The sequence below is a fragment of the Bowdeniella nasicola genome (assembly GCF_001907295.1).
Lineage (GTDB): Bacteria > Actinomycetota > Actinomycetes > Actinomycetales > Actinomycetaceae > Bowdeniella > Bowdeniella nasicola.
This window is the reverse complement of sequence record NZ_MQVR01000125.1, coordinates 1-3,378: the sequence shown is the minus strand read 5'-3', so window position 1 is coordinate 3,378 and position 3,378 is coordinate 1. Positions and strand designations below refer to the sequence as shown.

Annotated in this window: 4 protein-coding genes; 3 read left to right on the top strand and 1 reads right to left on the bottom strand. The window is 56.6% G+C overall.

Annotated features, from left to right (window positions below):
• The first annotated feature begins 220 nt into the window (after window positions 1-220).
• The 3 genes from BSZ39_RS12385 to BSZ39_RS12380 all read left to right on the top strand — a co-directional run bounded on the left by BSZ39_RS12385 (window position 221) and on the right by BSZ39_RS12380 (window position 2,965).
• Window positions 221-1,315, top strand: a complete 1,095-nt coding sequence (locus BSZ39_RS12385) for a C39 family peptidase (protein ID WP_073717618.1) — start codon at window positions 221-223, stop codon at window positions 1,313-1,315.
• A 193-nt stretch (window positions 1,316-1,508) separates the two neighbouring features.
• Complete coding sequence (locus BSZ39_RS13710; RefSeq protein WP_143180540.1) at window positions 1,509-2,510, top strand: hypothetical protein; 1,002 nt, start codon at window positions 1,509-1,511, stop codon at window positions 2,508-2,510.
• Between the two features lie 200 nt (window positions 2,511-2,710).
• Window positions 2,711-2,965 (top strand): 2-oxo acid dehydrogenase subunit E2, encoded by a 255-nt coding sequence (locus tag BSZ39_RS12380; protein ID WP_083603351.1) that lies wholly within the window; start codon window positions 2,711-2,713, stop codon window positions 2,963-2,965.
• Window positions 2,966-3,081: 116 nt separating this feature from the next.
• Here the strand turns inward: BSZ39_RS12380 and BSZ39_RS12375 are convergent, their stop codons facing one another.
• Entirely contained in the window at window positions 3,082-3,279 is a 198-nt protein-coding gene (locus BSZ39_RS12375; RefSeq protein ID WP_281247149.1) for a transposase, read from the bottom strand.
• Between the last annotated feature and the right edge of the window lie 99 nt (window positions 3,280-3,378).

The window sequence follows — 3,378 nt, the reverse complement described above, 5'->3', positions numbered from 1 at the left end:
AGGGTTCCGCAACCCCACCAACTACCGCCTCAGAATGCTGCTGATCGGCGGAGGCCTACGCACCTAACCCACGCTCAAGTCCGAAGGGCCCCATTATTCGATGGTCGGATAGTTCGCTAACAATTGTCGTTCTATAGGTGGACAGTGCCTTTAATCTCTTACTGATATTTTCGGTGTAGCGCGATGGAGCGCCAATCACTAGAACAATCTAGGAGACACCATGTCATACGCCAAATTAGGGGGGGCGGGACTGGCTGCGCTAGCCTTGTTTCTCGGATCAACCGTGCCCGCCGCGGCATCGGGTGACCACGCGAGTCGAGATGAAATCCTCGCTGGACTCACCGCAGCGGTGCACAAGCTAGAAGAACCAACGGCGATGCGGTCCGTGGGCCCGGCGTCTACGCGCGCTTTCCGGCTCCGTGACTCCCTTGACTGCATCAGCGTTGACGAGCAGTATTTCTGCCCGTTCCAAGGTTGGTACAGCGAGCCCCTGAACATCCAGGATCGGCTGCGGGAAGCCGACAACGATGAAGGGGATCTTGGTTTCGGAGAGCTGGTCGAACAGCTCGAAACCCTTCCTGTTGCAGAACAAAAGGCCGCATTAGTAGAGGAGTTGAACGACGCCAAAGGCTCTGCTGGCAAGGTGCTGCTGGACGGAGCGGCCCTGGAGGGAATCGGAAGTCTCGAGCGCCTATCTGGTGCATTCCCTGAGATTTCTCCGGCAGAAATCCCGCGGCCCGGAACTGACGGAGGATCCTCGGGGCGTATCTTGGTCTCGTCGACTTCCGCAGGCAAGCAGGAGCGGAGCTACTGGTGCGGACCGGCATCAGCGGCCTTCATGGCGCGGCACGATCCGGCCGTAGGCGGCAAAGTCAGCAGCTCTCAGTCTGCCTGGGCAGGTTACCTTGGTACAACCAAGGCTGGAACCAGCATCTACAACATCAAGACCCAGGTCAATAAGCGCCTGACCGGCTGGAAGAGCCGAGTCAATGGCTACGTCGTCAAGAGTGTCAAGGGGTGGTCTGATGGGACATGGCGGGCTCGCTTTAAGGACACGATCGTCAAAAAACGTGCGCCAATCGTCCTACATCCCAAACTGAGTTCTAAAGTTTCGGACTATGTTCCTGCCGGAACCTCCACTGGTGGACACTTTAATGTGGGTGTTGGTTACGCCATGAACGGGGGACAGATGAAAGCATGGATTTTCGAGCCCTATAGTTTTGGCGGCAAACTGAAGACGAAACTCGTTTGGGACCGTATCTCGATGGTCAAGAAGGCACACGATGCGCATCCGCAGAAGAACATTGCGTTCTAATTGGGGAGGAGTCCGCTTGGCTGGGGCAGCAGTTTTCGCTGTTGCTCTAGCTGGGTGTGTCACCAACCCTACAGCCACGGACCTGGAACCTAGCGCCGTTACTACGGAGAAACCACAAGCTAGTGTACCTACTACAACTTCTACGGAGCGAAGCGTAGCGCGCACAATAATCCACGAAGGCGAGAAGCGGATTGTGAGCTCCGTGGAGCTCAACCGACTAGAAAACTCAGACTATGATGCATCGCAAATGTACGGCAATTATAAGGTGGTGTGGGAGTCGGGGGAGGGCAACGGAGTCATCGTTCGGCGCGTAAGCGACGATGCCGTGGTTCTGAAGCTAAAGGACCCGGGGGCCAAGAGATACCTTGCCAAAGCGCTCGTGCTGAACGATGCTGTTTATGTGGTGGACTCTCCTAACTATGATGAACTCGAAGAGGCACCTTCTCGCCTATTTCGGTACGATCTCAAAAGCAAAACTCGTGAGGAAATAGCTCCGCCGCCTGGCGAGTCCTGGACTAAATGGGGATCGTTGCTCACCGAGGCGCATGGCTCAATCTGGTGGCTGGTTGACCGTCGTGGGCAAGATGAGGAAAAGAATACCTCATGTCTTGTAAAGATCGATGATACTGAATCAGCACTGTGGTATTGTCCGAAAAGCAAAAATCTCTCCTTTATCAAAAATTCTGATAACGGGGTAAGTGTTCTAACTCTTCCGGAAGATCAGTCTGAGGATTCATGCAGTGAGCAATTCGAGATTTCGATCGATGGCGAGAATATTCGCCGGATCGGCAGTGGGGACCCGTGCATGTCATATACGGGATTCAGCATTGCGGGTTGGGACGTGTGGCATGAACTGTCAAAGGATGAGCCCGGGTATCTTGCGGAGAGTGTAATTTACGCAGATGGACCGAATGGCGAGCGACTGCAGTTCGATCTAGCTGTTTCGAACTCTTTGACGAGTTGTCGTGGTGCCGTATTTTGGTTAACAAGGGCGGAGGAATCAGAGACCGAGAAAAGGGGAGATCACCTAATCAGATGGGTTCCGGGCGAGAAGAATACTACTGTCATAGCGGTTAGTGAGCCTAGTGCCGCAGCAGGTGGCCTGAAATGTGCTAATGGTTACCTTACTTGGGGTAAAATTGTCACCGATCGGGATCCTCCGCTTGAGATCAATTACTACATTGACCTCAACTAGTTGTGGTGTCCAGGGAAGTTGGTCAGTCGTGTGATTGGCGGGTGTTCGTGTCCCGCTTCATGTAGTTAGCAGGATTGCCTTGGGCTGAAATGTCTGGGTGGTCGTCTCGAACTTGGAGGCGTCCGGCTGCCAGACCCGGCTCGGACCTGTCGGCTCGGTGGCGAACGCGGCGTTGTCGCCGCGGGTACCTCCCGTGAGGCATCGACACCGGCACGCCCATCCTGAACCCCGGGGAGGCTGCCATTCTCGCGTTCGGCGCTGTCAAGAAGCAGCCGTGGGTGCACGACGATGGGATCGCGATCCGCGATGTTGCGACGCTCGCGCTGAGCTTCGATCACCGGCTGGTCGATGGCGAGCTGGGCTCGCGTGTCCTTGCGGAGGTCGCGGCGCTGCTGGAGAACCCGGCACGTGCGTTTATCCGGCCCTTCGGACTTGAGCGTGGGTTAGGTGCGTAGGCCTCCGCCGATCAGCAGCATTCTGAGGCGGTAGTTGGTGGGGTTGCGGAACCCTCTGGCGACGCGGCGGGCGAGTTCGATCAAGCCGTTGATGGCTCTTCTGACTTGAGTGTGGGTTAGAGGTTCAGGCCGCCGCCGACCAGGAGCATTCTGAGGCGATAGTTCTCGGGGCTGCGGAAGCCTCTGGCTACGCGCCGTGCGAGTTCGATCACGCCGTTGATCGCTTCGGTGCCACCGTTGTTAGCGCCGTCAGTGGTGAAGTAGCCGAGGAACGGTTCTCGCCACCGCTTGAGCGTGCGGCCCAGTCTGGCGATTTCTGGGCTCTTCCGGTTCTAGAGTGCGTTGACCCGGGCTGATAGCTGCCCGGAGTGGAGCAAGCAGCGCAGCACGTAGTGGCCGAAGTTCCTAAACCC

Bases quoted from the DNA above. Each gene is read 5' to 3' on its own strand.
- BSZ39_RS12385 (WP_073717618.1), top strand. From the start codon at position 221: ATGTCATACGCCAAATTAGGGGGGGCGGGACTGGCTGCGCTAGCCTTG.